The 23,747-nt window shown below is 69.3% G+C and carries 20 protein-coding genes; 11 read left to right on the top strand and 9 right to left on the bottom strand.

Annotated elements, in window-relative coordinates; genetic code table 11:
- Positions 1 to 42 precede the first annotated feature (42 nt).
- The 3 genes from ACFVHY_RS12400 (at position 43) to ACFVHY_RS12410 (ending at position 5,174) form a co-directional block, all read left to right on the top strand.
- Positions 43 to 1,995: a heavy metal translocating P-type ATPase gene (locus ACFVHY_RS12400; protein ID WP_390272102.1), complete on the top strand. Its 1,953-nt coding sequence runs from the start codon at positions 43 to 45 to the stop codon at positions 1,993 to 1,995.
- Positions 1,996 to 2,151: 156 nt separating this feature from the next.
- The gene (locus ACFVHY_RS12405) at positions 2,152 to 4,095 is read left to right on the top strand and encodes an SDR family oxidoreductase (protein ID WP_390272104.1); all 1,944 of its coding nucleotides are present in this window, start codon (positions 2,152 to 2,154) and stop codon (positions 4,093 to 4,095) included.
- A complete protein-coding gene (locus ACFVHY_RS12410) occupies positions 4,092 to 5,174 on the top strand; it encodes an alanine racemase (RefSeq protein ID WP_390272105.1) in 1,083 nt (360 codons plus the stop codon). Before ACFVHY_RS12405 ends, ACFVHY_RS12410 begins: the two co-directional genes overlap by 4 nt.
- A 1-nt stretch (position 5,175) precedes the next feature.
- Here ACFVHY_RS12410 and ACFVHY_RS12415 read toward each other — a convergent pair whose 3' ends face one another.
- The 4 genes from ACFVHY_RS12415 to ACFVHY_RS12430 all read right to left on the bottom strand — a co-directional run bounded on the left by ACFVHY_RS12415 (position 5,176) and on the right by ACFVHY_RS12430 (position 10,282).
- Complete coding sequence (locus ACFVHY_RS12415) at positions 5,176 to 6,405, bottom strand: UPF0158 family protein (RefSeq protein WP_390272107.1); 1,230 nt, start codon at positions 6,403 to 6,405, stop codon at positions 5,176 to 5,178.
- 83 nt (positions 6,406 to 6,488) lie between these two features.
- Positions 6,489 to 8,162 (bottom strand): DNA polymerase Y family protein, encoded by a 1,674-nt coding sequence (locus ACFVHY_RS12420; protein ID WP_390272109.1) that lies wholly within the window; start codon positions 8,160 to 8,162, stop codon positions 6,489 to 6,491.
- Entirely contained in the window at positions 8,162 to 8,998 is an 837-nt protein-coding gene (locus ACFVHY_RS12425; protein WP_390272111.1) for a hypothetical protein, read from the bottom strand. The genes ACFVHY_RS12420 and ACFVHY_RS12425 overlap by 1 nt, the downstream gene beginning before the upstream one ends.
- 258 nt (positions 8,999 to 9,256) lie before the next feature.
- The gene (locus ACFVHY_RS12430) at positions 9,257 to 10,282 is read right to left on the bottom strand and encodes an Rv2578c family radical SAM protein (protein ID WP_058250682.1); all 1,026 of its coding nucleotides are present in this window, start codon (positions 10,280 to 10,282) and stop codon (positions 9,257 to 9,259) included.
- A gap of 78 nt (positions 10,283 to 10,360) precedes the next feature.
- On the opposite strand from ACFVHY_RS12430, the gene ACFVHY_RS12435 reads away from it, so the two are divergent.
- A complete protein-coding gene (locus ACFVHY_RS12435; RefSeq protein ID WP_390272113.1) occupies positions 10,361 to 11,620 on the top strand; it encodes a serine/threonine-protein kinase in 1,260 nt (419 codons plus the stop codon).
- Between the two features lie 16 nt (positions 11,621 to 11,636).
- On the opposite strand, the gene ACFVHY_RS12440 is transcribed toward ACFVHY_RS12435, so the two are convergent.
- Together ACFVHY_RS12440 and ACFVHY_RS12445 are read right to left on the bottom strand one after the other, a co-directional pair.
- Positions 11,637 to 12,377, bottom strand: a complete 741-nt coding sequence (locus ACFVHY_RS12440) for a LuxR C-terminal-related transcriptional regulator (protein WP_390272115.1) — start codon at positions 12,375 to 12,377, stop codon at positions 11,637 to 11,639.
- Positions 12,374 to 13,642 (bottom strand): PspC domain-containing protein, encoded by a 1,269-nt coding sequence (locus tag ACFVHY_RS12445; protein WP_390272244.1) that lies wholly within the window; start codon positions 13,640 to 13,642, stop codon positions 12,374 to 12,376. Before ACFVHY_RS12445 ends, ACFVHY_RS12440 begins: the two co-directional genes overlap by 4 nt.
- Positions 13,643 to 13,813: 171 nt before the next feature.
- On the opposite strand from ACFVHY_RS12445, the gene ACFVHY_RS12450 reads away from it, so the two are divergent.
- Complete coding sequence (locus tag ACFVHY_RS12450; RefSeq protein ID WP_390272117.1) at positions 13,814 to 15,466, top strand: PspC domain-containing protein; 1,653 nt, start codon at positions 13,814 to 13,816, stop codon at positions 15,464 to 15,466.
- The gene (locus ACFVHY_RS12455) at positions 15,463 to 15,693 is read left to right on the top strand and encodes a hypothetical protein (RefSeq protein WP_390272119.1); all 231 of its coding nucleotides are present in this window, start codon (positions 15,463 to 15,465) and stop codon (positions 15,691 to 15,693) included. The genes ACFVHY_RS12450 and ACFVHY_RS12455 overlap by 4 nt, the downstream gene beginning before the upstream one ends.
- Before the next feature lie 61 nt (positions 15,694 to 15,754).
- Here the strand turns inward: ACFVHY_RS12455 and guaA are convergent, their stop codons facing one another.
- Positions 15,755 to 17,302: a glutamine-hydrolyzing GMP synthase gene (guaA, locus tag ACFVHY_RS12460; RefSeq protein WP_390272246.1), complete on the bottom strand. Its 1,548-nt coding sequence runs from the start codon at positions 17,300 to 17,302 to the stop codon at positions 15,755 to 15,757.
- Between the two features lie 160 nt (positions 17,303 to 17,462).
- On the opposite strand from guaA, the gene ACFVHY_RS12465 reads away from it, so the two are divergent.
- From ACFVHY_RS12465 to ACFVHY_RS12475, 3 genes are read left to right on the top strand one after another with little or no spacing between them, the layout of a single operon-like run.
- Positions 17,463 to 18,089, top strand: coding sequence for a biotin transporter BioY (locus ACFVHY_RS12465; RefSeq protein ID WP_390272121.1), 627 nt, complete (start codon positions 17,463 to 17,465; stop codon positions 18,087 to 18,089).
- 22 nt (positions 18,090 to 18,111) lie between these two features.
- Positions 18,112 to 18,786: an energy-coupling factor ABC transporter ATP-binding protein gene (locus ACFVHY_RS12470; RefSeq protein ID WP_390272123.1), complete on the top strand. Its 675-nt coding sequence runs from the start codon at positions 18,112 to 18,114 to the stop codon at positions 18,784 to 18,786.
- Positions 18,783 to 19,385: an energy-coupling factor transporter transmembrane component T family protein gene (locus ACFVHY_RS12475; RefSeq protein ID WP_390272125.1), complete on the top strand. Its 603-nt coding sequence runs from the start codon at positions 18,783 to 18,785 to the stop codon at positions 19,383 to 19,385. Before ACFVHY_RS12470 ends, ACFVHY_RS12475 begins: the two co-directional genes overlap by 4 nt.
- A gap of 46 nt (positions 19,386 to 19,431) precedes the next feature.
- On the opposite strand, the gene ACFVHY_RS12480 is transcribed toward ACFVHY_RS12475, so the two are convergent.
- Complete coding sequence (locus ACFVHY_RS12480) at positions 19,432 to 20,034, bottom strand: TetR/AcrR family transcriptional regulator (protein ID WP_390272126.1); 603 nt, start codon at positions 20,032 to 20,034, stop codon at positions 19,432 to 19,434.
- Between the two features lie 73 nt (positions 20,035 to 20,107).
- On the opposite strand from ACFVHY_RS12480, the gene ACFVHY_RS12485 reads away from it, so the two are divergent.
- Positions 20,108 to 21,325, top strand: a complete 1,218-nt coding sequence (locus tag ACFVHY_RS12485; RefSeq protein WP_390272128.1) for a cytochrome P450 — start codon at positions 20,108 to 20,110, stop codon at positions 21,323 to 21,325.
- Complete coding sequence (locus tag ACFVHY_RS12490; RefSeq protein ID WP_390272130.1) at positions 21,322 to 22,776, top strand: ABC1 kinase family protein; 1,455 nt, start codon at positions 21,322 to 21,324, stop codon at positions 22,774 to 22,776. Before ACFVHY_RS12485 ends, ACFVHY_RS12490 begins: the two co-directional genes overlap by 4 nt.
- Here ACFVHY_RS12490 and ACFVHY_RS12495 read toward each other — a convergent pair.
- Positions 22,773 to 23,714: an epimerase gene (locus tag ACFVHY_RS12495; protein ID WP_390272133.1), complete on the bottom strand. Its 942-nt coding sequence runs from the start codon at positions 23,712 to 23,714 to the stop codon at positions 22,773 to 22,775. The two genes, ACFVHY_RS12490 and ACFVHY_RS12495, sit on opposite strands and share 4 nt — an antisense overlap.
- Positions 23,715 to 23,747 lie beyond the last annotated feature (33 nt).

A 23,747-nucleotide genomic window follows, 5' to 3' on the forward strand; every position in this document is an offset into this window, starting at 1 on the left:
CGGCTCAACCAGCAGGAGGGTCGACGACAGACGGGAGACACGATGGGTACGACGGAGACGACGGAACGAACGGCCGGTGACATGACGCGCGCGGGAGCCGACCGCGGGAGCACCCCGCCGTCGATCTTCCGGACAGGACTTCGGCTACCCGAGGTGCGCTGGGCGGGCCTCGCGCTGGCACTGTTCCTCGCGGGCTGGCTGCTCCAGATCTGCGAGGCGCCCGAATGGTCCTGGTGGACCGCATATCTCGCGTGCTATCTGGCCGGCGGATGGGAACCGACCCGATCGGGCCTGCAGGAACTGCGGGAACGACGACTCGACGTCGATCTGCTGATGATCGTCGCCGCCGTCGCCGCCGCGTCGATCGGGCAGGTCTTCGACGGCGCGCTGCTGATCGTGATCTTCGCGACCTCGGGAGCTCTAGAGGTCGTCGTCACCCAGCGCACCGCCGATTCGGTGACCGCCCTGCTCGGACTGGCCCCCGAACGGGCCACCCTGTACGCCCCCGACGGCACGACACGCGAGATCGACTGCCGCGAACTCGAAGTCGGCCAGCGCATCCTCGTCCGTCCGGGTGAACGGGTGGGCGCGGACGGCGTCGTCGTCGACGGCCGCAGCGAGGTCGACCAGCAGGCCGTGACCGGCGAGTCGATCCCGGTCGTGCGAGCGTCGGGCGACGACGTGCTGTCCGGCACCGTCAACGGCACCGGCGCACTGATCGTCGAGGTCGCCCGTCCGGCGTCGGAGTCGGTCATCGCCCGCATCGCGACGCTCGTCGCGGAGGCATCCGAGACGAAGGCGCCGACCCAACTCTTCATCGAGAAGGTCGAGCAGACGTACTCCGTGATCGTCGTCGTCGCCACCCTGCTGGTGCTGGGCATCCCGATGATGTTGTTCGGCAACACCTTCGACGAGGCGCTGCTTCGTGCCATCGTGTTCATGATCGTCGCCTCACCCTGCGCCGTCGTCCTGTCGACGATGCCTCCGCTGCTCGCGTCGATCGCCAATGCCGGTCGTCACGGCGTCCTCGTCAAGTCCGCCGCGGTGATGGAGTCGGTGGGACGGACCTCGGTCGTCGCCTTCGACAAGACCGGCACCCTCACCGAGGGACGCCCGCAGGTCGTCGACGTGACGGCGTTCGACGGTCACGACCCGTCACAGGTGTTGGCGCTGGCCGCGGCGGTCGAGTACCCCAGCGAGCATCCCCTCGGTCGCGCGATTGTCGCAGCCGCCGACGACCGCGGACTGCGCGTCGGGGCAGTGGAGGGTTTCCGGGCGCTTCCCGGACGGGGGGTGACGGGCGCGGTCGGCGGGCACCGCGTCACCGTCGAGCGCACCGTCGCCGATTCGGCCGGGACGATGGTCGGCGTATTCGTCGACGGGCGGGAGATCGGCCGGATCGAACTCGTCGACCGCCTGCGGGACGACGCCGCCGAGGCGGTGCGGCTGATCGGCGACATCACGTCGGGTTCGGTCCTGCTGCTGACCGGCGACCGGCCGTCGGTCGCCGCCGATGTCGCCGACCGGACCGGAATCCGCGAGGTACACGCCGACCTGCTGCCCGAGGACAAGGTCCGGATCGTCGGCGAGATCGAGGGACATGTACTCGTGGTCGGCGACGGCATCAACGACGCACCGGCGCTCATGGCGGCCGGGACCGGCATCGCGATGGGTCGCCGCGGTGCGGACCTCGCGGTGCAGACCGCCGACGCGATCATCGTGCGTGACGATCTCACCGCGGTCCCCGCGCTGATACGGCTGTCCCGCTTCGCCCGCCGCTACGTCATCGCCAATCTGTGCATCGCAGCCACCGTGATCCTCACCCTCGTGACCTGGGATCTCATCGGCACCCTCCCGCTCCCCTTGGCGGTGGCCGGGCACGAGGGTTCGACCGTGCTCGTCGCGCTCAACGGCGCGCGCCTGCTCCGGAGGTCGGCCTGGTCGGGCGATCGCGGTGCACAATCGACGGGATCGAACGCACAGTCGACGGAATGAGACGCACGATCGACGCATACGGGCGCGCGACGCCGCGCGCGTGATCGTTGCCATCGCCGCAAGTTAGTGTCACTCTGAGTACCAGACAGATCCTCGGCCCGCGGGCCGAGGACAGCCAGCGGGCCGTCGGCCCGCCCATCTGATGGGATCTCTTCCATGACGAGCTACTTCATCACCGGGGGCAGCGGATTCATCGGGCGACGCGTACTCGAGCGTCTCCTGACCGTCGCTCCCGACGCCACCATCCACGCACTGGTACGCGAGACCTCGCGCGCGGCGTTCCTCACCATGCTCGACGACCTCGACGCGGGCGACCGCGTGACACCCGTGGTCGGCGACCTGACCGCCCCGGGACTCGGTATCGCACCGGACACCGTCCCCGCGATCGATCACGTCATCCACCTCGCGGCGATCTACGACATGGCCGCCGACGCGGAGTCACAGCGCGCCGCCAACGTCGTCGGGACCTCGCGCGCCGCCGACTTCGCGATCGCGCACGACGCGCTGTTCCACCACGTCTCCTCGATCGCCGTGGCCGGTGACCACCGCGGGCGTTTCACCGAGATGGACTTCGAAGTCGGACAAGGCTTTCCGACTCCCTACCATCGCACCAAGTTCGAGGCCGAACGCGTCGTGCGCGAACGTGAGGGACTCCGCTGGCGCGTCTACCGGCCGTCGATCGTGGTCGGCGACTCGCGCACCGGCGAGATGGACAAGATCGACGGTCCCTACTACTTCTTCGGCCACCTCGCGGCGCTCGGCCGACTGCCCTCGATCCTGCGACTGCCGATGCCCGATCTCGGGACGCTCAACATCGTGCCGGTCGACTACGTCGCCGCCGCGATGGTCGCTCTCCTCGGCGTGAACCCCACGCGCAGCGGACTGGTGTTCCATCTCAGCGACCCGAAGTCGCTCACCACCACCGAGATGTACAACGCGCTGGCACCGGCGTTCAAGGCGCCGAAGGGGTTCGACGCCATCCCACGGGCTGCGGTGGAACCCGTGATGACGTTGTCCGGCATGGGGATCGCGCGCGTCGGACGCAACCTCGTCGCCGCTCAGCAGGGCATCCCCGGGGCAGTACTCGACGCGGTGACGCTGCCGGTCGACTTCCGCGCCGACACCACCGTGGCGGTCCTGGGTGACCTCGGCATCACCGTGCCCGACTTCGCCGACTACGCCCCGCGCCTGTGGACCTACTGGTCACGACACCTCGACCGGTCGCGCAACCGGCGCACCGATCCGCGCGGGCCACTCGTCGGCAAGAACGTCCTCATCACCGGCGGGTCGAGCGGAATCGGCAAGGCCACCGCACGGATGTGCGTCGCACGCGGGGCCAACGTCCTCATCGTCGCCCGCAACGCCGATGAACTCGAATCGGCGACCGAGGAATTGAGCTCGACGACGAGCAAGAAGAGCATCCCGCCCGGTCAGGTGACCGCATACCAGTGCGACATCACCGACGAGGAATCGGTCAATGCGCTCGTCAAGACCGTGCTGGCCGCGCACGGTCACGTGGACGTCCTGGTCAACAATGCCGGCCGGTCGATCCGTCGTGCCACGGTCAACTCGGTGGACCGGTCTCACGACTACCACCGGGTGATGGCGGTCAACTACTTCGGTGCGGTGAACCTCGTCCTCGGACTGCTGCCGCACATGATCGCCCGGCAGGCGGGTCATGTGGTGAACGTGACCTCGATCGCGGTGCAGTCGCGCGGCCCGCGGTTCGGTGCCTACGCGGCGTCGAAGGCCGCCTTGGAGGCCTTCAGCGACGTCACCGGCACCGAGACGGTGTCCGATCATGTGACCTTCTCCAATGTCCGCCTCCCCCTGGTGAAGACGCGGATGATCGCGCCCACCGAGGTCTACGACAACCAGCCCGGGGCCTGGAACGTGGACCGGGCCGCGGCGCGCGTGCTGCACGCGATCATCGATCGACCCAAGCGCGTCGACTCGCTGGTCGGGCTCGTCGCCGAGATCGGGCACCGCGTCACCCCCGGACTGACCACCCGCATCCTGCACCAGGAATACCTGGTCTTCGGCGAATCGGCAGCGGCGCTGGGCCGTTCGGGTCGTGACGCCGGCGGGCGGGAAGCGTGATCGACACCCCGTATCTCGAGGTCGACGTCGACCGCATGACGCGCAACCTCGCGGTGCTCGCCGACCGCGCGCGATCGGCGGGCGTCGGGTTCCGGCCGCATGCGAAGACCCACAAGTGCGCCGAGATCGCGCGGATGCAGATCGATTCCGGTGCCACGGGGCTGGCGGTTGCCACCATCGGCGAGGCCGAGGCCTTCGCCGACGCCGCCGACATCACCTCGTGCACGGACATCTTCATCGCCTATCCCATCTGGCCGACCCCGGCGAAAGCCGCCCGGTTGCGCGCCCTCGCGGACCGGGTGTCGCTACGGGTGGGTGTCGACTCGGCGGAGGGCGCACGGCATCTCGGGGCGCTGCTCGGCGGGCAGCGGATCGAGGCACTCGTCGAGGTCGACTCCGGACAACACCGCACCGGGACCGCACCGGGGGACGCCGGAGACGTCGCGACGGCGGGCGTGTCAGCGGGGCTCGACGTCGTCGGCGTCTTCACCTTCCCCGGCCACGGCTACGGCGTCGGCGACACCCGCCGGCGCGCCGCAGAACAGGAGGTGGCGGCACTCCGTACGGCGGCGGAGAGTCTCCGAGCGCAGGGCATCGATCCGCGGGTGCGCAGCGGCGGGTCCACACCGACCGTCGAATTCGTCGGCGACCCCGCGTATGCGGGCGTGCTCACCGAGATCCGTCCGGGCGTGTATCCCCTCAACGACGCCCAGCAGGTCGAGATCGGCACCTGCGGATTCGACGACGTCGCACTGACTGCGGTGGCGACCGTGGTGCGGAGCGAACCCGGACGGATCGTCCTCGACGCGGGCAGCAAGATCCTCGGCGCCGACCGAGCCGCCTGGGCGACCGGCCACGGACGCCTCCTCGATCACCCCGACGCCCGCCTCGTGCAGTTGTCCGAACATCATGCGGTGGTGGAGTTCCCGGCGGAATCGACGTCGGCCCTCCGGTTGGGCGACGTGATCCGGGTGGTGCCGAACCACGTCTGCACTGCGGTCAATCTCGTCGACGAACTGGTGGCGATCGACGGCTCGGACAGCCGATGGCCGGTCATCGCGCGGGGGCGCAACAGCTGACTCAGACGGGTCGGATTCCTTGCCGGACCAGGAATTTGCGTGCCCGTCCGAACTTGCGGTCGGTGGAGAACGCGTACCACTGCTGACTCACACCCGCTTCGTGGACGACGTCCCGGAACCTGCGGAACGCACCTCGTCCCTCGATCGCGCGCTCCAGCCGGTTTCGCAGGTCGGGATCGGTGGTGCGCGTGGCGAAATCGGCCATGTCCCGCCAGCTGTCGCGCGAACCGATGCAGTCGAAGCGCAGCCAGCGGTCCGGGTCCTCCTCGACGTCGATCTCCTCATCGAGCACGCCCGGGTCGAGCATCTCGTCGTTGTACACGAAGCCGGTGCTCAGGTCGATGAGTCCGCCGGTGGACCGGTTCGGATCACCCTCCATCTCGTCGCTGAGCATCTCGAGATCCACCGCGATCGGCCGCCCCGGCGCGGGTTCCCCGCGCAGGCTCGCGAGTAGTTCCTCGGCGAGTTCGGCGTCGCCGGCCTCTCCCCGTCGGTTGAGTTGTTCGACGATCGACACGGCCACCGGTTCGGCTCGCTCGCGGCGCTTCTGCAGTGCCATCGGTACCCCGGGGCCGACCTGCTGGAGTGCGTCGTGCAGATCGCATCCGATGACGGCATCCAGGAATCGATCGGCATCCGACGACGCGATCGACCCGCGTACCTCGCCCAGATCGAGTTCGCGTATCTCCTTCTGCGCGGGCCACTGGCCGACGAGCATCGGATGAGGAACGGTGGGGCGTGGTGGCGTCTCGTCGTCCCCATCGGCCGTCCGTCGACCGTACTGATCCGGGATGTCGCCCCAGCCGAAGTACGCCAGCGGCGCTTTCGGCTTGATGCCCAACACGTCCACCGGGTCGACCTTCAGATCTCCCACGACGCACCGATGGGTCCACTCGTCGCCGACATCGAAGGTGTACTGGAACTCGGAGCCTGTCGCTGCGAACGCGGCGACCTTGGCCGTGGCGATGTCCACGGGCTCGGAGATCGGGCCGCCGATACCACCGGCCAGGTCGGCACCGAGCGCGGCGTCGGCGACCACCCTGCCGTCGTCCAGGGTGAAAAGCGACAGATGGGAACGATCCCATCGAGCGAACGCGTCATCGATGGCGGTCGCCAGATCCTTGAACGTGTGCGCCGGTCCGACCGCGAAAACCCTTCCGGGCCAGGGCCACAAATCAATTCCACGACCACCGAGCAATTCCACGGTGACCGACAACCAGGTACGTGCCATGCGTCGAGAGTGGCATCTTCGGGGCGAACTCGCACGCTTTCGGTCGCGGCGTTTCTTCTCGAAGGCCACTCCGCGGGACGCAGTCACTCGTAGACACCTTCGACGATCCACTCCCCGGCGCGGTAGCACAGCAGCAGGGCGCGCGAATCGTCGAGCAGCACCTGCGCCCGCGCGGTCAGTCCGGTCTCGGCGGCTCCGGTCGGTACCGAGGCCCCGGCGGGCCGGTCGGCGCCTCCGGCCGGCCAGGGCCCGGCCCACCAGCACAGACCCCAACTCGACCGGCGCGCCCGGGACGAGGCCAGCGCGACGGTCACCGGTTCGGCGGTGAAGGCCCCGCGATCGGTCACCTTCACCGGTTGCCCCACGGCGTCGAGCACGTGGATCGCGGTCTCCACCAGCACCGTCGGGCTGGGTTGTGGCAGGCGTCCGGGCCATGGCGCCGACGGATCCCGGCGCGGCACCGGCTCGTCGCCCAGTGAGACCATGGTGATCCGTTCGGCGGGTCCACGACCACCGCTCAGCACGGGAATACGGACCGCATCCCCGCCCAGCAGCCCCTGTATCCGCACCAGCGAACGCCGGGCGCGCTCCTCCACATCCGGTTCACCGGCCAGCCCGCCACGGGAGAGATCGTCGGTGAGCTGATAGTGCAGGGCCCCGGCCTCGACGACCTCGACCGGTTCGAGCCGCAGCCGGACGATCGGCGAGTCGGGTCGGGCACTGCTCCTCGCTGCGCGCGGCTCGACCCGCGGGGAGGTGGGCCGCGCCGCGCCGGTCAGCCACCCCTCGAGTTGCCATCGGATACGATCCGCGGTTGTCTCCGGCGTCAGCGGTTGGGCACATCGCCAGGTCCGCGAATGCTGTTGTCCGCGTTCGGTGGTCGCGATGATGGTGAGTCGCGTGCAGGCCACCGCGGCATCACGCAGGCGTCGGTGCAGCACGTCGGCGAGGGTGCGACCGATGAACGCCGCGACGTCGATGCGGTCGACCGGCGGGTCGCAGGTGTGGTCGACGTCGAGTTCGGCCGGCACACCACATGACGACGGGACACGCCCCGGCAGCGCATTGGCCAGCCGGTGCGCGACGACCGCATCCCGGGCGAACCGGGTGGCGACGTCGGTGACGGACATGTCGGCGAACGCGCCGATCGTGCCGATCCCCAGCCGGCGCAGCAACTCCACGAGATCGGCACGGGACGGATCGCTCATGCTGGGTTCGACGGCGAGGTCGGCGACGGGGCGCCCGGCGAGATACTCCCGGTCACCCCCGGGCTCCACCTGATGCCCGTGCCGGGCGGCGAGGACGGCGGTGAAGATCTCGTCGGCGATGCCGACCTGCGACTCGATGCCGCACGCCGACACCACGTCGACGAGCTCCTCCGCGAGGGCCTCCATCCCGCCGAAGTAGCGGGCGGCACGGTCGCCGGCGATCACCAGGAGACCCGGCCGGAGCACTTCGAGGGCGGGGATCACCTCGGCGACCGCGGCGACCACCGGTTCGAACAGCCGTCCGTCCCGGTTCTCGTCGGCGGCGACCACGGTCATCTCCGTGCACGCCGCCTGCGCCTGTCGCTTCCGCATCCCCCGCCGCACACCGGCGGCCCGTGCCGAGGCCGAACAGGCCACCACCCGATTCGCCGACAGCACCGCGACCGGATGCAGCGGGGGCAGATCCGCCTCGGCCGCAGCGGCCATCGCCGGCCAGTCCGGGCACCAGAGCGCGAGGATACGCCGGGACCCCGGCTCTCCGGAGGGCATCAGTTCGCCACCGCGAGCACCGGGGAGACAGTCGTCGCCGCGACCATCTCGACCGTGCGATCGGCACCGTGGCCCGTCGCCCGGAGTTCGACCTCGGTGCTCTCGGATTGCCGGCCGCGGCCCGACACCGTGACCTGCAGCCGCATCCCGCCGATACGGCCGTAGCCGCTGCGTGCGGAGTCGAGACCGGCTGCGCGGGAGGCGGGAGCAGACCGGCCGGGCAGGACCGGACTGTGCCGGTAGGTGAGGACACGGGCCTCGATGGCCAGTTGCGCACCCGGCCATGCGCCACCGGTCACCAGCAGCACCGACGACTGCTTGCGCACACGGCCCATGACCACCCGGGCACGCGAGGGGGTCACCATCTCGTTCCGCGGGCGAGCCCCCTCGCCGCCGCTCCCCAGGTCCAGGATCACCAGGTCCATACCGTCGAGCAGCACCGCTGCCACCTCGACCGGGTCGGGACCGGGATCGGGGATGGTGGCGATACGGGACAGGTCGGCGCCCATCTCCGCCGCGGGCAGCAGACTCAACCGGCGCAACCCGACGATCCCCACCTGTCCACCCGCACGGGTCACCGAAGCGATCATCGCGATCAGCACCGAACGGGCGCCGTCGAGCCGGGCCACCGACCCTCGAGGAATGCCGTTGTGCGGCAAGATGTCCGACAACGATTCCGGCACGGGGAGGACACCCACCGACCGGTCTCGGACCTCGACCACCCGCTGGTCGGGCCGACCGGACATGGCCGCCATCCGCCGACGCAGACCCGCCAGCTCGTCGGCCCGGCCACCGGCCGCCGTATCGGTCACGGCCACACCAGCAGAGACATCCATTCCGGCACCCTCCAGTCGACATGAGTAGTTCTCGAGCGAGCCGGGAAGGTGCGCGCCATCAGGGTTCTCGACACAGTTCCCGAACGATCCCGAGGGAGGCCCCTCGTCCGCCGATCATTCGAACACCGTTTCGATTATTCGAGAGTAGAACCAACCACCGACAAGCGTCAACTGAAGCCGAAAGCCGTTGCGCAGCAAGGGATGTTCGCATACACGCCGAATCCGCCCAGCTCAGGGGCGCGGTCAGGACGGCACGGGTCAGAACAGGGTGAGGGCGTGCTGCAGCTCGGGCGCGGCCACCGTCGCCGGCGAGTCGGGACCCGATTGGCGGAGACCGCCGGAACCGGCCAGGCCATGCCGGTGCACGAGCGGCTTCATCCGGTCACGCAGCCACGAGGAGTACTCCGGGGTGACATAGGCGCCACGCCCGTAGAGCCCTCGGTACCGGCGGATGAGCGCCGGATGCTCCTCCGCCAGCCACTCGAGGAACCACGGCTTGGTGGAGGACCGCAGATGCATCGGGAACGCGGTCACACCCGACGCGCCCGCCTCGGCAAGGGCCTCGAGCAACGAGTCGAGATGTGCGGTCGAATCCGTGAGGTACGGGATGACGGGGGCCACCATCACATGCGGCGCGATGCCGGCATCGGCGAGATCGCGGATCACCGACAGTCGCGCCTGGGGCGACGGCGTCCCCGGTTCGATCTTCTTCTGCAGGTCCTGATCGAGGATCGCCAGCGAGATCCCGACGCTGACCGAGACCTCCCCCGCAGCCTGACGCAACAGCGGAAGATCCCGACGGATCAAGGTGCCCTTGGTCAGGATGGAGAACGGCGTACGGGACTCGGCGAGCGCGGAGATCACGCCGGGCATGAGTCGGTACCGCCCCTCGGCACGCTGATACGGGTCCGTGTTGGTGCCCAGCGCCACCGTCTCCCGGGTCCACGACCGGCGCTTGAGCTCCTTGCGCAACACCGCCGCGACGTTGAGCTTCACCACGACCTGGGTGTCGAAATCGGTGCCCGCGTCGAGGTCGAGATACTCGTGCGTCGGACGGGCGAAACAGTAGCGGCAGGCATGCGTGCACCCGCGAAAGGTGTTGACCGTGAACTGGAACGGGAGCTGCGAGGCCTCCGGCACGCGGTTGAGCGCACTCTTGGCCAGCACCTCGTGGAATGTGACACCCTCGAAATCGGGCGTACGCACCGACCGCACCAGGCCCGAGCGGCTCAGCCCCGGGAGCGACCCGTCGTCGACCTCGACCGCCTGATCCGACCATCGCATGATGGGAGTCGAACATACGTACGAGACGGCTGTCAAGTGCGGTGCCCGCGGCGTCGACCTCGCCGCTATCATCTCCGTATGTCGACGACCGCCGGAACCCACCATGCGCCGGGTCCCCAGTACCTGGTGGCCGGCCGGTACCGTCTGAGGTCGCGCATCGGCGGCGGCGGCATGGGAACCGTGTGGCTCGCCCGCGACCAACTCCTCGACCGTGACGTCGCCGTCAAGCAGGTCGTCTCCACCGAGGGCCTCACCGAGGACTCCGCCGACAACGTGCGCAAGCGGGCCATGCGGGAGGGGCGGATCGCCGCAAAGCTCTCCCACCGCAATGCGATCGCCATGCACGATGTCGCCCTCGACCGGGGCGAACCCTGGCTGGTCATGGAATACCTACCCTCCCGCAGCGTGGCCCAGATCTTGCACGCCACAAAGACTCTCGCGCCCGCCGAGGCCGCCCAGATCGGCGCCCAGGTGGCCGATGCGATGGTCGAGGCCCACGCCGCGGGGATCGTGCACCGCGACATCAAGCCCGGCAACATCCTCATCGCCGAGGGCGGACGGCAGACCGGTCTGGTCAAGATCACCGACTTCGGGATCTCGCGGGCGAAGGACGATGTCACTCTCACCCAGACCGGCGTGATCACCGGAACGCCTGCGTATTTCGCCCCCGAGGTCGCGCGCGGCGCCGATCCGCAGGAAGCCTCGGACGTCTACTCGCTGGGCGCGACCGTCTACACGATGGTGGAGGGTCAGCCGCCGTTCGGTGTCGACGACAACTCGATCGCCTTGCTGCACAAGGTCGCACGCGCACGTATCAATCCCATGCGGAATGCCGCCGAGCTCGAGCCGATCCTGCTGCGCCTCCTGGAACCGAGCCCGACCAAACGCCCGACGATGAGTCAGGCACGAGACATGCTCACCGCGTTCGCGGCCGGTTCCCGAGGCACCCGCGACCAGGTCCTGACCGGCCTCATCACCCGGCCCGGAGCGGGCACGCCGGCCTGGTCACAGCGCGCCGGCCGGTCGTCGACGACCGGTTCGCATCGTCCGGCCGGTGTCACCCTGCCCCCATACGCCCCGACGATGTCCGCCGATCGCGGCTCCCGCGACCTTCCGGACACACGTCGCGGCATGTCCCCGACCCTGATGTCGACGCCGCAACCACTGTCGTCGACGCCGAGACCGCCCGCCTCCCAGAAGTACTCATCCGAACACCGGCAACCGAACCCCGGTCCGCCGGCGCCGGGCACGTCGAGCACGGCACTGGCGGTGTCGATCTTCGTGTTCTTCGCCGTGCTCGCGGTCGTCGTCGTACTCGCGATCGCGCTGTTGCGCTGAGCCGGCGCCGCTGCGGTCAGCCGATGTGACGGGTGGCCGCCCATCGGGTGAGGGCGTTGCGGTTGGACTGCTGGGTCTTCCGCAGGACGTTCGACGCATGTGTCTCGACCGTCTTGATCGAGATGAACAGCTCCTCGGCGATCTCCCGATAGGTGTACCCGCGCGCGAGCAGACGCAACACCTCCAGTTCGCGCCTGGTCAGCGAGTCGAGTTCGGGGTCGAGCGGCGGTTCGGGTGCCGAGGACTTCCCGGTGAACGAGTCGAGGACGAAACCCGCGAGACGTGGGCTGAACACCGCGTCGCCGTCGGCGACCCGGCGGACCGCGTCGGCGAGTTCCGGGCCCGCGATGGTCTTGGTCACGTAACCGCGGGCACCGGCCCGGATGGTCGCGATGACATCCTCGGCCGCGTCCGACACGCTCAGGGCCAGGAAGACCGGCGGTGTCGAACCCGTTGCAGTCGAACCCGTTGCATTCGAACCTGTTCCGTTCGATCCGAGTCGATCGAGCACCCCGCGCAGGACCGCCACCCCGCCGCCGGCCGGCATGTGCACGTCGAGCAGGACCACATGCGGAGCCGTCGCGACGATCCCGTCGATCGCCTCGGGTACGGTGCCCGCCTCGCCGACGACGCGCAGGCCCGGCTCGTCGGCCAGTTCGGCACGGACCCCGGAGCGGAAGACCGCATGGTCGTCGACGAGATAGACGGTGACCGGACCTGTACCGGCCGGGTCGGAACTCGGGGAACTCGGCGTCATCGTGCCTTCCTGTTGTCGGTCGGGGCGACCGCGTCGACGGTCTCCTCGGCAGAGCGTCGGGTGTCGTCCGCTCTCTCGTCGATCGATCCCGATCCCCCGTCACCACGCGGCATCATCAGACCCACGTTCGTCCCCCGCCCGGGGGTCGACGTGATCCGCACGCGCCCGCCCATCCTCTCCACGCGGGCGCGGATCGACCGGGAGATGCCCTGACGGTCGTCGTCGACGGTGTCAGGGTCGAACCCGGTACCCCGGTCACGGACATACACCTCGACCTCGTCGTCGGTGATCTCGCCGTACACGTCCACGGTGCGTTCACCGGAGTGCTTGGCGGCGTTGACCAGCGCCTCGCGGGTGGCCCCGACGAGAGCCGACCAGCGTTTGGCGTCCCGGGTGTTGTCCGGACGCAGATCGCCGACGGTGATGATCTCCACCTCGATACCGTAGGCGTCCTCGACCTCGGCGCCGACACTCCGCAGTGCCGCCGCGAGCGAGCCGCGTTCGGTGGCCGGGTCGCCGAACAGCCAGGCCCGCAGCTCGCGTTCCTGACTCCGCGCCAGGCGTGCCACCTCCTCGGGGCGGCCCGCCTTCTTCTGGATCAGGGCCAGGGTCTGCAGGACCGAGTCATGCAGATGCGAGGCGATCTCCTCGCGCTCGGCGTTGCGAATCCGGGCCGAGCGCTCCTCGTTGATGGTGCGCAGCATCCGCATCCACAGGGGCACGGTCAACAGGACGACGCCGATCAGGGTCGCCCCGACCGCGAGGATCGTGGAATTGAGACCGCCGAAGCTGCGATCCCCGGCCACCACCACGACCACGAGGCCACCGACGACGAGCGCGACCCCGCCGATCAACCGCGTCCAGGTCCGCAGCGGGGTGCGGGGTGCCCGGGGGGATGTGTCGAACTCGCGCCACACCAGGGCGGCGCCCAACGCGATGAAGACGAACGGGATGAGGTATTCCGCCGGGGTCCCCGACGCCGCGAATCCGACCACGCCCATGGCCACCAGTCCGACCATCGCCAGACCGAGGGATTGACGACGCTCACCCGGTGCCGGTGACGCGGTGTCGTCGCCCTGCGGGCAGAAGAACCACAGCAGCCCGTAGGCGGCGACCCCGGCGCCGGCCAGCGCGGCCAGGACCACGAAGACGATCCGCACGCGGAAGACCTCGACCCCGAGATGATCGGCCAGTCCGCCGGCGACACCGGCGACGACGCGGCCGCCGTCGCGGCGCACCAGTTTCGGGACCGGCTCGACCTCCATTCGACTCACTCCTCGATCGTCCCATGTGATCGGCTTCGCGACATCGGGGTCAACCCCGGTTCATGCGCCGCGATCTCAGGGTGTGTGCGCTCCGCCGCCCCGGGCCTGGGGATTCTCCGGGGGACAATTCAGGGGATCACCCGATGTGTCCGGGGCCGGACGGGCGGCACGATGATCGTCATGGACACCAAGGAGTTCCAGCAGCAGATCCAGGGCCTGTGGGCGACCCGTCCGTATCGGCCCGACGATCGGACGATCGCCGGCGTGTGCACCGGCATCGCCGCCCGGTACCGCGTCGACCCGACTCTGGTGAAGGTCGCGTTCGTGGTGGCCGCCTTCTTCGGCGGCAGCGGACTCATCCTCTACCTCGCGGCCTGGGTCGCGTTCCCGGGCGCCGGACGCGCCCGCGCCGATGCGCTCCGTCTCGATTCCTCCCGGGCCGGTCACACCGCGTCGCACAACTCGATGCACGGCCTGGGGAATCCGCAGGTGATCCTGCTGGTCGTGCTCGCGATCGTCATCGTCACCTCATTCGGCCCCAATCGCACCTGGGGCTCGGGCGGGCTCGTCGGCGCGATCCTGATGCTCGGCGGTTGGTACCTGCTGTACCTGCGGACCCCGACTCCACCGGCCGGTACCAGCATCGACACCGCGGCGGTCACCGACATCGTCGTCCCGCCGCCGGCGGCCGGGCAGTTCGAACGGTGGGTGCCGCGGGCGATGAGCCACCCGGCCCCCGGCGCGGTCACCCCCACGGACGACCCCCAGACCCCAGGAGTATCCATGACCAAAACATCGGACACGTCCGCGATCCGCGATCCGGCCACCGAACACCCGGCCACCCCGGCGCCGGGAGTCGAACTGTCGGAGGACCCTTCGAGGCTCGTCGCTAACGCTCCTCACACCTCAGGGAGCGGAGAGAGGGGCGCTGACGCTCCTCACACCTCAGGGAGCGGAGAGAGGGGCGCTGACGCTCCTCACACCTCAGGGAACGGAGAGAGGGGCGCTGACGCTCCTCACACCTCAGGGAGCGGAGAGAGGGGCGCTGACGCTCCTCACACCTCAGGGAGCGGAGGGTCGAGCGACGTGCAGACCCACAGCAGTCGAGAACTCGACGCCGACTTCGAGGCGAGTCCACCCGCGTGGGATCCGCTGGGAGCGGCGCGGTTCGCCTGGGATCTGCCCGAGCCGACCCGCCCGGCCGAACCGGCCGTCCGTCGGCACCGACGCTCACCACTGACCCTGATCGTGGTCGGTCTGGCGACCATCGTGGGTGCGATCGGTGCGGGCCTGCACCAGATGGGTGTCGAGTGGTTCACCGTCCCCCACATCCTGTCGCTCTCCCTCGCCGTGATCGGAGCCGGACTCCTCGTCGCGGCCGTCGTCAAGCGCCGCACCGGCGAGCACAGCACGGGCCTGGCGCCCATCGCGGTGTCTCTCGGTGCCGCGGTCATCGTCACCACCGCGATCTCCGGGGTCAACGGCCTGTCCGGCCCGCTGCCACCCGGCGGGGTCGGTGACCGCGAGTGGAAGCCGTTGACCGAGAACGAGATCCAGGCCGAGTACTCACTCGGCATCGGTGAGATGGCGTTGGACCTACGCGCGGTCGACCTCACCGCCGACCGGACCGTACGACTCGAGAGCGGGGTCGGCAAGATCACGGTCCACGTGCCGGAGACGATGAACGTGCGTGCCGACTGCCAGACCGGTGTCGGCGACTACAACTGCCCCACCGGGCTCGACGGCGGACGTGACGGCACCGATGGCCCGGTCCTGCAGATCGAGGCCCGCACCGGATTGGGAGAGGTCGAGGTCCTGCGATGAGCACCGAGATGAACGCCTCCGGCACCGATGACGACCGAGGTTGTGGCGCCACCCATCGCGCTCCCGGTCTGGGGCTGCTCGGAATAGCCGCCCTTGCGGTGGCCGGGTGGGGGCTCGCCGACGGGCCGGCACTTCCCGACGCCGCCGACCTCGGATGGGTCGTCGTCGGCTTCGGACTGGTGGTCGGGCTCGTGTTGATCGTGTCCGGCACGCGCTCCCGGCGCTGAGACCGGCGTCGGCCCGAACGAGAGCGGCCGGTGGCTGATGCCACCGGCCGCTCTCGTCAGCTCATTCCCACTCGATGGTGCCCGGCGGTTTGCTCGTCACGTCGAGCACCACGCGGTTGACCTCGGCGACCTCGTTGGTGATGCGGGTCGAGATGACCTCGAGCACCTCGTAGGGGACGCGCGTCCAGTCGGCGGTCATCGCGTCCTCGCTCGACACCGGGCGCAGGACGATCGGGTGACCGTAGGTCCGGCCGTCTCCTTGCACGCCCACGCTGCGCACATCCGCCAGCAGAACCACCGGACACTGCCAGATCTGCGAGTCGAGACCGGCGGCGGTCAGTTCCTCACGGGCGATCAGATCGGCCTTGCGCAGCGTCTCCAGTCGGTCGCCGGTGACCTCGCCGACAATCCGGATGGCCAGGCCGGGCCCGGGGAACGGCTGGCGGGCGACGATGTCCTCGGGCAGTCCCAGCTCGCGGCCGACCGCGCGCACCTCGTCCTTGAACAGCAGCCGCAGCGGTTCGACCAAGGTGAACTCGAGATCGTCGGGCAGACCGCCGACGTTGTGATGGCTCTTGATGTTCGCGGTCCCGCTGCCGCCGCCCGACTCCACGACATCGGGGTAGAGCGTGCCCTGGACGAGGAAGTCGACCTTCTCCCCCGCCTCGGCCTCCTCACCGAGGACCTCGCTGACCGCGTCCTCGAAAGACCGGATGAATTCGCGGCCGATGATCTTGCGCTTGGTCTCGGGGTCGCTGACGCCCGACAGCTCGCGCAGGAAGGTGTCGGCGGCGTCGACGGTCACGAGTTTGGCGCCCGTCGCGCCCACGAAGTCGTGCTGTACCTGTTCACGTTCCCCGGCGCGCAGGAGGCCGTGGTCGACGAAGACACAGGTCAGCCGGTCGCCGATGGCGCGCTGCACCAGCGCGGCGGCCACCGCGGAGTCCACGCCCCCGGAGAGTCCGCAGATGGCCCGGCCGTCACCGATCTGATCGGCGACCGCGTCGATCAGCGCGTCGGCGATGTTGGCCGCGGTCCAGGTTGCCTCGAGACCGGCGATCTCGTAGAGGAAGCGGGTGAGGATCTGCTGGCCGTGCGGCGTGTGCAGCACCTCGGGGTGGTACTGCACGCCGGCCATGCGGCGCTTGAGGTTCTCGAAGGATGCGACCGGCGCGCCGGGCGTCGACCCGGTGACGGTGAACCCCTCCGGCGGGGACTGGACGGCGTCGTTGTGGCTCATCCACACCGGCTGGGTGTCCGAGAGACCCTGGTGGAGAACGCCTTCGCCGTTGGTCGTGAACGTCGTCCGGCCGAACTCGCGCCCGCCCGTGTTGGCCACCTCACCGCCCAGCTTGTCCGCCATCGCCTGGAAGCCGTAGCAGATGCCGAAGACCGGGACGTCGAGGTCGAAGAGGGCGGGATCGAGGTCCGGCGCGTCCTCCGCGTACACCGACGACGGTCCGCCCGACAGGATGATCGCGACCGGATCCTTCTCCTGGATCTCCGCGATCGGCGCCTCGTGCGAGATCACCTCCGAGTAGATCCGCGCTTCCCGCACCCGACGCGCGATCAGCTGCGCGTACTGCGCGCCGAAGTCGACGACGAGCACCGGCCGCGGGCCCTCGAGGAAATCCTCGGGAGAGGACGAGTTCGCAGAAGAAGTGTCTGTCACCGGGCCGAGTCTAGTGGGCGGACCGGCGTCGATACCTGGTCACCCCGCCCGGCGGGTGCGGCTGCGCCGCCGCCGCGTGAAATACTCCGGAATCGACATGACTGCATCGCCGAAATCCCCCAACCGCTGGTCGCTGAGCATCGGCGACCTCACCCAGGCCGCCGTGTTCGCCGCGCTGATCGCCGCGCTCGGCCTGCCCGGGACCATCACCATCGGCACCAGCGGTGTGCCGATCACGTTCCAGTCGCTCGGGGTCATCCTCGCCGGGGCGGTCCTCGGCCCGAGGAAGGGCACGCTGGCCGTGGTCATCTTCATGGTGCTGGCGATCGCCGGACTCCCGATCCTCTCGGGCGGACGCAACGGCCTCACCGCGCTGTCCTCCCCGACGGCCGGGTACTTCATCGGGTTCCTCCCGGCGGTCATCGTCATCGGGGTGCTGACCGCGATGATGGTTTCGACGGGCTCCGGGAAATATCGCGTGCTGTGGGGCATCGGCATCAACGCGCTCGGCGGCATCGTCGTCCTCTACGCGTGCGGGGTGCTCGGTCTGCTGGTGCGGACCGACCTGACACCGTGGGCGGCCATCGCCACCAACGGCTCGTTCATCCCCGGCGACATCGCCAAGTGCGTCATCGCGGCCCTGGTCGCGGCCCAGGTCCACCGCGGCCGGCCCGGCCTCATCGAGCCGTTCCGCGCGCGCCGATCCGGCACCGTGGCCGGCTGAGAAGTCGCCCACCCCACCGGCGATGATCGAGTTCACCGACGTCTCCCACGCCTACGGCGACCGCGTCGTCCTGCGCGAGGTCTCACTGACGTTGTCGGAGAACCGGATCGGGATCGTCGGCGCCAACGGGAGCGGCAAGTCGACGCTGGCGCGCATGATCAACGCACTCGTCGTGCCCGACACCGGGATCGTCACCGTCGACGGGCTCTCGGTCGCGAAGAACAAACGCGAGGTCCGACGCCGGGTGGGCTTCATCTTCTCCGACCCCGACCGTCAGATCATCATGCCGACGGTCCGCGAGGACATCGAACTGTCGCTTCGCCGAACCGATCTCGACAAGTCGGCGCGCGCCGAGCGCGCCGGCGAGGTACTCGCCCGATTCGGCCTCGCCGACCACGCGGACCATCCGGCCCAGCGGCTCTCCGGCGGGCAGAAGCAGCTCCTCGCCCTGGCGTCGGTGTTCGTGACCGACCCGGCGATCATCGTCGCGGACGAACCCACCACCCTGCTCGACCTGCGCAACACCCGCATGCTCACCGACGTGTTCGCGACCCTCGACGAGCAACTCGTCGTCGTCAGCCACGATCTCGACATCCTGGCGGACTTCGACCGTGTCATCGTCATCGACGAGGGGCGGGTCGTCGTCGACGACGAACCTCGGTCCGCGCTGGCCGCCTACCGCGGGATGATGTCGTGAACGTCCTCGGCGTCTACCGTCCCGGCAACACGCTGCTGCACCGACTGCCCGCGGGCGTCAAGTTCGTCGCGATGGGCGTGGTGATCCTGGTGCTGTCGCTGACGGTCCGGTCGCTCACCGCGCTCGGCATCGCCACGGCCGGGGTCGCGGTCGTCTACGCCCTGGCGGGGATCGGGCCGCGCGAGGCGTGGCGGCAGCTTCGGCCATTGATGTGGTTGCTGCTGTTCATCTTCGCGTTCCAGGTCGTCTTCACCGACTGGCGGCGGGCGGTGGTCGTCTGCGGCGTCCTCGCACTGTCGGTCGCGCTCGCCGCGGTCGTCTCGCTGACCACCCGCACAACGGACATGCTCGACACGATCGTCCGTGCGCTCGGCCCCCTGAGACGGCTCGGGGTGCGCGTGGACCTCATCGCCCTCGCGCTGGCATTGACCATCCGGGCGATCCCGCTGATGGTCGAGGTGGTGCGGGAGGTCGACGAGGCACGCAAGGCGCGCGGACTCCGGCCCGGTCCACGCATCCTCGTCGCGCCGGTCGTCCTCGCGGCGCTGCGCACCGCCGACGGCTTCGCCGACACCCTCACCGCGCGCGGACTGGACTGAGGGGACCGGTCGGACGGTCTAGCCTTGACGGGACCGACCGGACGGTCTAGCCCGAACCGAGTGTCTCGATCCGGGCGGCCACCATCGTGACCCACTCGCCGATCACCCGGTCGTCATCGAGGGCGAGTGGTTGCACACCGAAGAGGTGACGCATCGTCCGATGCGCGAACAGCGAGTTCAGCGCAACGGCCGCAACGGCTTCGGCATCGTGCTCCGACGCCGACGGCACCCGCCGCCGGATCCACTCGGCCATCCCCGAATACGTGTCCTCCACCAGCGCGGCGAACGTCTCGGCCAGTTTCCGCGGCCGATCACGGAGCTCGGAGGACACGATGCGCAACAACTGGGCCTCCTCGTCGATGACCCCGAGGGTGTAGCGGCCGAACACGGTGAGCTCCGACCGCAGGTCCGTCAGACCCTCGAAGATCTGCCTGATGTCGCGGAGGGCACTCATGCGATCGAGTTGCCGATCGATCCCGGCTTCGAGGAGCTGTTCCTTCGACCGGAAGTGGTGGTAGAGGCCACCTGCCCCCGGCGCGAGACCGGCTGCCGCCTCGATTTGCACGATGCTCGTGGCGCGATAGCCCTGTTCGGAGAACAAGCGCATGGCCTCGTCGATCAGCCGATCCCGGGTCGAAGCGGTGGTCATCTCGTTGACACCTCCTAAGTGGTCACTTAGTTTAGCCAAGTACGAGACCTAAGTGAACACTTAGGAGGTTCCCATGTCCGGTTCGACGCTTCCCCGCACACCGTGGTCATCGCGTCACGCCCACGCCGACTTCGTCCGCTTACGAGATCTGCACGGCGCGGTGGGATTCGACGGGGACACCGCGATGTGGCTGGTCCTCGGCTACGACGAGGCTCGGACCGTTCTGACCGAGCCCGGTTGGAGCAGCGATCCGCTGTCCTCCGTATCCGCACGCGCAGCGCTGGCCTCGATCGGACTGACCGACTCACCACTGGCACGAATGATGCTCCAACGAGACGGCGCCGACCATCGGCGAATTCGGTCCTCCTTGCGAGATGTGTTCTCCCTCAGCTTCATCAAGGGTCTCGAGCGCGGGATCGCGACGATCGCAGCGGAGTTGCTCGACCCGATCGCCAACGCCGATCCGGTCGATCTGATGACCGCTTTCGCGCTTCCGTTTCCGGTGGCCGTGATCGCCGAACTGCTCGGCCTCGACGGCGCCGGCGCCCGGCGACTGCGAGAAGAGTCCGCGGCGGTTGCACCCGCACTCGACGGACTCCTCGATCCCGGATCGGCCGTGGCTGCCGCGTCGTCGATGACCGCCCTTGTCGCCGATTTCCTGCCGCTCGCGGCCAGGCGACGCGCCGACCCGGCCGACGACCTCATCAGCCTGCTGGCCACCGACCCCACCCTCGACCTCGACGAGGTGGTGGTCAACGCCATTCTTCTCGCGGTCGCCGGACACGAGACCACCGCCAACGCGATCGGCGGAGCGGTGGTGCGCCTACTAAAGGAGAGACCCGAGGGGAGACTAGTCGACCGGCTCGGCGCGCTCGACGATCCGGCGGTCTTGGACGACGCCGCCGTCATCGGCGAGTTCCTGCGCCTCGACGGTCCCGCTCAATCGGTGGTTCGCTCGGCCACGAGCCGGCACGTCCTCGGCGGACGGACGATAGAACCCGGCGACACCGCGCTCGTCATCATCGGAGCGGCGAACCGCGACCCCTCGGTTTTCGAGGAACCCGACGACTTCCGCCTTGACCGCGACCACGCGCCGCCTCATCTCGCGTTCGGCCACGGACCCCACCACTGCCTCGGGGCAGCCCTGGCGCGTGCCGAGATGCGCGCCGGTCTACGGGCGGTCGCCGACCGACACCCCTCCCTCGCCGGCCACCCGGTCCTGCGCAGCAGTGCGGTGCTGAGGGGTTGGGACAGCCTGCCCGTCCGTTTCGAGAGAGGAGGACGGAGATGACCGGACGTGTTCCCTCTCGCGACGATCCGGGACGGCCCGGACACGTCGATAGGTTCGCGGAGGTTCGCGCGGGCCGCGTGCGCCGGACGATCCCGGTCGTCGGATTCGCCGCTCGGTCCGCGGGCGGGCGCGTCGTCGCCGAACTACGCGCGCGCAACGGTGACACCGCGGCCGTTTCCGACTTCCATCGGCGGACGGCGGAACGGTACGCCGACCTGCTCGGTCACTCGAAGGGGGTGCTGATGAAGGCCGGACAGCTGATGTCGACGTACGACGCCGACCGGGCCGGGCCGCTGTCGGTGTATCAGCAAGCGCTGCAACGCCTTCAGGCTGACGCGCCGCCGATGGACGAGCGGACCGCACGCGAGGTGGTCGAGACCGAGCTGGGCATGTCTGTCGACGAGGCCTTCGCCGAGTTCGCTGCCACCCCGATGGCCGCCGCGTCGATCGGGCAGGTTCACCGGGGACGACTCGTGGACGGACGCGAGGTTGCGGTCAAGGTTCAGTATCCCGGTGTGGCGCAGGCCATCCGCGACGACCTGGCCAACACCGAACTGCTCGCGACCTTCCTTCGGCTCGGCATGTCCCTGACGCCGCGGCAGATGCGAACCGACCAGCGCGCCGCCGCCGCCGAGATCGCCGAGCGCATCGCGGAGGAGGTCGACTACCGGCACGAGGCCCACAACGTCACGCGGTTCGCGACTCTCTACCGGGACCATCCGTTCATCCGGGTTCCCGATGTCATCGCGGACAGGTCCACCGCGAAGGTGCTGACCATGACCTATCTCGACGGAATCGACTGGACGAGCGCCCGATCGGCCGACGCCGACCTTCGCAACCGATGGGCGACGTCGATCGGCTACTTCTCCTTCGGAGCCTATCGGCACAGCAACCTGTTCAACGCCGATCCCCATCCGGGCAATTATCGATTCGGCGCCGACGGTTCGGTCGGTTTCGTCGACTTCGGTTGCGTCAAACAGTTCCCCGAGTGGGTCCGGCGCGGCATCATCACGCTGTTCCGGGCAGCCGTCGACGACGAGCGCGACAAGGTCTACCACCTGGCCCGCGACCATGGGTTCATCGGACGGGACAGCGATCTCACCGTCGACGACGTCTTCGGCTGGTGGTCGATGATGTCGGCGACTGTCCGTGCAGACCAGCCGCACACCTTCGAGTCCGCAGACGTCTCCGAGGTGGTGCGGTCGTTTTTCGACGCCGATGGGACCGGGGCGACCACCCGCAAGATGACGATCCCGAGCGACTACGTCATGCTCGCGCGGATCAACCTGGGTATCAACGCGATCTTCAGCGAGCTCGGTGCGACTATCGACACCCGAGAGATGACCGACGTGCTCGACGGTGTCCCACGCGCTCCGACGACCGAGGCCGGGAGACAACACTCCGCCTGGATCGAAAGGCGCGGACTGCCCCGAGGACTTGACGCTCGCTAGGGCTTCAGGAGGTCCGCGAGGGCCGCGTCGAGCCGTGGGAAGCGGAAGTCGAAACCGGCGTCGGCCAGCACATCCGACCGCGCACGGCGCCCCGTGAGTCCGAGGGCCGGGTCCGTGCGCAGCACCACCGCACCGAGTTTCAGCAACCACGCGGGCGTCGGCGGCGCGGGCGGCCGTCCGATCTCCGCGCGCAGCATCGCCATGAGTTCGGCATTGCGCACGGGGTTCGGACTGGCCGCCACGACGACACCATCGGGCAGCGTCACCGCGTCGTCGACCCGCAGTGCCGCGCGGGCGATCGCGAGCCAGTCGTCGATGTGAATCCAGCTGAACCACTGCCGGCCGTCGCCGACCCGCCCGCCGAGTCCGAACCTGGTGAGGCCCACGAGGCGTCGGATGGCCGGCGAATCCGCATCGAGCACGATCGAGGTGCGCAGCACGGTCAGATGGTCGGTGTTCGCGCCGTCCACCGCCTCTTCCCACGGCCGTGCGACCCCGGTCATCTGCGGCAGGCCGACCGGGACCGGCGTCGATTCGGTGCACCACAGATCACCCGCGTCGCTCCAGATCGCGGTCGTGCTGGACTGCAGCCAGTACGAGATCGGCGTCGTGCGTTCGCGCGATGCGGTGACGAGTGCTCGCGTCGCGTCGACCCGACTGTCCCGCAGCGCCGCGATGTTGGCGTCCGTGGGGCGACAATCCACGAGCTTGCCCGCGAGATTGACCACCGCGGTCGGACCGTCCCCGGTCAGCACTCCGACCCAGTCGCCCTGGGTCCTGCCGTCCCAGACCACCTGCTCGAACGGCGACGACGGATCGACCCGCCGCGTCACGATGATCGGATGGTGTCCACGTTCGGCGAGATCGGTCGCCAGGTGCGTTCCCAGCGAACCACTTCCGCCCGCCAACACCACGGTCAGCGGTTCTGTACCCGGCATGCGACTCCCCCGTTCGGCACTGCACGACGACAT

This window comes from Gordonia sp. NPDC127522, from assembly GCF_042672305.1.
Lineage (GTDB): Bacteria > Actinomycetota > Actinomycetes > Mycobacteriales > Mycobacteriaceae > Gordonia > Gordonia hongkongensis.